Below are 4,013 nucleotides of genomic sequence, written 5' to 3'. Positions count from 1 at the left end.
CGCCTTGACCGGATGCATGTAGAGCATCTCGGCATCGGGAGAGACGGCACGCACGGCAGCGAACTCGCCCGGCGACGCGACGTCGAAAGCCTTGACGCCGGCTTCGACCAGGGTCTTCAGCACGATCTGCTCGCCATTGGTCTTGACCGCATAGGCGGTCTTGCCCGGGAACATGCCCATGAACTGCCTGGCATCCGCCATCAGCACCTGCGGGCGGAAGCAATAGACCGGATCGTCCGGGCGAAGCGCCAGTGCCGCCTCGCGGGCATTCTCGAATCGCTGCATCGACGAATCCTTGATCTAGCCTGCGCACAATTAATCCAAGCTAGCGGCTAATGAAAACAATTCTGTGTCTCGTACGGCTGACGCTGGGGCGCTAGGTCTTGGCGGCAGGCGTTTGCCATCAATCACGTTTCGGGTGGCCCTTGTCGCCGAACCGGATATGGCTTCTGCCTGACTGGCATACGTCTGGGAGGGCGACTCACATGGCAATGGCCGCGACATCCGCACCACGCGGGCCGATGGTGCTCAAGGATTGGGGGCAACTCCTGCTGCTCGGCGCGATCTGGGGCGGCTCGTTCTTCTTCGCGCGCATCGCGGTGGCGGAGCTCCCCCCGCTGGTGCTGGTGCTGTTTCGCGTCGCCATTGCCGCGATTGCGCTGCAGATCTATCTCGGTCTGCGTGGCCCGTCCTTTCGCCTCGCGCTTCCGCATGCCGGCCTGTTCTTCCTGCTGGCGCTCACCAACAATGTCGTGCCCTTCTCGCTGATCTTCGCCGGCCAGACGGAGCTCGGAGCCGGCATCGCCTCGGTGCTCAACGCGACAACGCCGTTCTGGACGTTGATCCTCGCCAACGCGCTGACATCGGACGAAAAGCTGTCCTGGAACAAGCTCGCCGGCATTGCGCTCGGCATCGCCGGCACGGCTGTCATGATCGGCCCCGGCCTGCTTGCCGGGCTCGGCGGCTCGGTCTGGGCCAAATTCGCGCTGATCGGGGCTTCGCTGTCCTATGCCGTCGCGCTGATGGTTGCCCGCCGCTTCAGGGGCGTGCCCTCGCCGATCATCGCCACCGGACAGTTGACGGCATCGACCATCATCATGATCCCGATCGTGCTCTTCACCTACGGTCCATCCGGCCTGTTCTCGGCCTCGCCGCCGGTCTGGGCGGCGGTGCTGGCACTGGCGCTGCTGTCGACCGCCTTCGCCTACATCCTCTATTTCAACCTCGTCGCCTCGGCCGGCGCCACCAATGCCTCGCTGGTCACGCTTGTCGTACCGGCCAGCGCGATGCTGCTCGGCTTCCTGTTCCTTGGCGAGCGGCTGGAACTGTTCGAAATCGGCGGCGTGGTGCTGATCGCGCTCGGCCTCGTCACCATTGACGGGCGGTTGTTCGGCCGACGTTAGAGCGCCGCGCGTCCACTGGACGCGCAAAGGATGCTCTAACCACCCAATTGCCCCCCGCATCGCGAAAGTTGAATTCGGCTTCCGCAGCGGTAGCGCTGCCATGACACGGCAGCGACACGAGTCGGCCACATTTTATTCACAGGCCTGAAGCCGGTTTTTGCTTAGGAGTTTCAAAGCCTAACGGCAAAAGACATGTCGCGGATTTCACAATCACGTCGCAATGCAGCACATTTTCCGCTTGCCTGTGGCACAAATGAACCTAGACTCCGTGACATAGCTCTTTAAGAGGAGGCTATGTCATGGGACTTACGAGGCCTATCAACGCATTGATGATCTGTGCTGCGTTCGCCTTTATCGGAGCCCTTATTATGGGCTTCCTTCCCTGACCGCCAAAGCGGGGAAGACCAGCACCCAAATAGTCCAACCAATTCAAAAGGCCGGGTTTTTCCCGGCCTTTTGTCGTTCAACCCACTCTCATGCCGCAGCTGATCCGGCGGCCGCCGCCTCGTGCGAGCGGATGCCGATCATATGACAGATGGCAAAGACCAGATCGGCGCGGTTCATGGTGTAGAAGTGGAAATCGCCGACACCGCGCTCGACAAGGTCCATCACCTGTTCGGCCGCCACCGCCGACGCCACCAGCGCATGCGTCTGCGGGTCCCGGTCGAGGCCTTCGAAACGCTCCGCCAGCCAGCCGGGCACATGCGCGCCCGCCCTCGCGGAAAAGTTCGCGACCTGCTTGAAACTGTGAACCGGCTGGATACCCGGCACGATCGGGATGTAGATGCCGGCGCGGCGGACGCGCTCGACATAGCGCTCGTAGAGATCGTTGTCGAAAAAGAACTGAGTGATGGCACGCGTCGCGCCATTGTCGACTTTGCGCTTCAGCATCTCGATGTCGGTGGCGAAATCGGGGCTTTGCGGATGTTTTTCCGGATAAGCCGCGACGGAGATGTCGAAATCAGCAATCGCCTTGAGCCCGGCGACCAGTTCCGCGCCGTTCTCGTAGCCACCGGGATGCGGCCGATACGGTCCGCCGACGCCGGAGGCCGGGTCGCCGCGCAGCGCCACGAACCGGTTGATGCCGATCGATTTGTAATCCTGGATGACCGCGTCGACCTCGTCGCGCGTTGCCCCGACACAGGTCAGATGCGCCGCTGCAGGAATACCGGTTTCCGTCAGGATGCGCTTTACAGTGCGCGCGGTGCGCTCTCGCGTCGAGCCGCCGGCGCCGTAGGTCACCGAGACGAATTTCGGCTTCAACGGCTCCAGCCTCGTCACCGTCTCCCACAGCCTCGCTTCCATCTCGTCGGTCTTCGGCGGGAAGAATTCGAAGGAAACCCTGACCTTGTCGCCAATGTCGGGGCGGCGGGAAAAGCGGAACTGGTTCATCAGGCGGTTTCCCTTATCTGCCTTGTGTCGTTGGAAGGATCGGCGATCAAGAGGCGCCGGTCGCGGCCAAGCCAGAGTTTTACGGTGAGCCTGGCCTCGTTGCCGCCACGCGGCTCGAATTCCTGACTGTCTTCAAGATCGAGGCCGGCTTCCGAAAACCAGTCGGCGATCTGCCGGTCGGAAAAGCCGAGCCGCATATGCGCGTGTTCCTCACGCAGGAATTCCAGCGCATGCGGCGCGAAATCGACGATGACCAGGCGTCCGGCCGGACGCAAAAGCCGCGCCGCCTCGTGGATGGCACGGGCGGGATCGTCGAGATAGTGCAGCACCTGATGGATGGTGACGAGATCGAAGGCATCGCGCTCGACCGGCGGTGCGAAGATGTCGCCCTGCCGAACCTGCGCGTTCGAAACGCCTGCCTTGTCCAGATTGGCGCGCGCCACGGTCAGCATCTCGCGCGACATGTCGATGCCGACACCACGCCGATAAAGCGGCGAGAAGATTTCAAGCAGCCGCCCGGTGCCGGTGCCGAGATCGAGCATCGACTGGAACGGCCGCTTGCCGACCAGTTTCAGCATTGCGGCTTCGACGGCGCGGTCCGGCACATGCAGCGATCGGATATGGTCCCAGCTTGCCGCATTCACGGAAAAATACGCGACCGCCCGGTCCTGCCGCTTGCGCTTGACCGAGGCCAGACGCTCAAGATCGCGCTCGACCTGCGGATCGGCGCCGCGAATGCCGGAAACCAGCCCCATGACGAAGTCCCGCGCGGAATCCGCATCCGACAGGCGGAAGAAGGCCCACGACCCCTCCTGGTAGCGGCCGATCAGTCCGGCCTCCAGAAGCAGCTTCAGGTGCCGCGAAACGCGCGGCTGCGACTGGCCGAGAATTTCGGTAAGATCGGAAACCGTGAGGTCACCGCGCGACAGAAGTGCCAGTATGCGCAATCGGCTGGATTCGGCCGCCGCCTTTAACGTATCCACCATAGTGTCGAGCGAGACATGCATCAGCGTATTCTCTTTGAAAAGATATAAACATATGTTTATGTCGATTTTAGCGACCTTGCAAGCGCTATGTCGCTTCCGGACAAGAAAATGCCGCTTGTGTGGCGTTTTAAGAGACGTGGACCATGACTGAAACGCGTGAGATGTTCGAGGCGCGCGAAGGCGAGCAGAGGCTGGAGAACGATCCGGCCTTGATGCCGCCTGATGGCGGGAT

The 4,013-nt window shown here is 62.1% G+C and carries 3 protein-coding genes and 1 pseudogene; 1 reads left to right on the top strand and 3 read right to left on the bottom strand.

Annotation, left to right across the window (positions count from 1 at the left end; all coding sequences use genetic code 11):
- Positions 1-285, bottom strand: a pseudogene (locus tag EN893_RS22420) (ornithine decarboxylase); the annotation flags it as partial.
- Positions 286-485: 200 nt separating this feature from the next.
- Here EN893_RS22420 and EN893_RS22415 point away from each other — a divergent pair.
- Positions 486-1,403, top strand: coding sequence for a DMT family transporter (locus EN893_RS22415; protein ID WP_127267192.1), 918 nt, complete (start codon positions 486-488; stop codon positions 1,401-1,403).
- A gap of 474 nt (positions 1,404-1,877) precedes the next feature.
- On the opposite strand, the gene metF is transcribed toward EN893_RS22415, so the two are convergent.
- Both metF and EN893_RS22405 read right to left on the bottom strand, forming a co-directional pair.
- Complete coding sequence (gene metF / locus EN893_RS22410) at positions 1,878-2,795, bottom strand: methylenetetrahydrofolate reductase [NAD(P)H] (protein WP_023813165.1); 918 nt, start codon at positions 2,793-2,795, stop codon at positions 1,878-1,880.
- A complete protein-coding gene (locus EN893_RS22405; protein WP_023813166.1) occupies positions 2,795-3,802 on the bottom strand; it encodes a metalloregulator ArsR/SmtB family transcription factor in 1,008 nt (335 codons plus the stop codon). Before EN893_RS22405 ends, metF begins: the two co-directional genes overlap by 1 nt.
- Between the last annotated feature and the right edge of the window lie 211 nt (positions 3,803-4,013).

Source organism: Mesorhizobium sp. M7A.F.Ca.CA.004.04.2.1 (assembly GCF_004022825.1).
Lineage (GTDB): Bacteria > Pseudomonadota > Alphaproteobacteria > Rhizobiales > Rhizobiaceae > Mesorhizobium.
The sequence above is the reverse complement of the archived record's forward strand: the minus strand, read 5'-3'. Positions and strand labels throughout refer to the sequence as shown.

What these genes read in the sequence shown, in the direction of transcription:
- EN893_RS22415 (WP_127267192.1), top strand. Translation starts at nt 486, where the DNA reads ATGGCAATGGCCGCGACATCCGCACCACGCGGGCCGATGGTGCTCAAG.
- metF (WP_023813165.1), bottom strand. Translation starts at nt 2,795, where the DNA reads ATGAACCAGTTCCGCTTTTCCCGCCGCCCCGACATTGGCGACAAGGTC.
- EN893_RS22405 (WP_023813166.1), bottom strand. Translation starts at nt 3,802, where the DNA reads ATGCATGTCTCGCTCGACACTATGGTGGATACGTTAAAGGCGGCGGCC.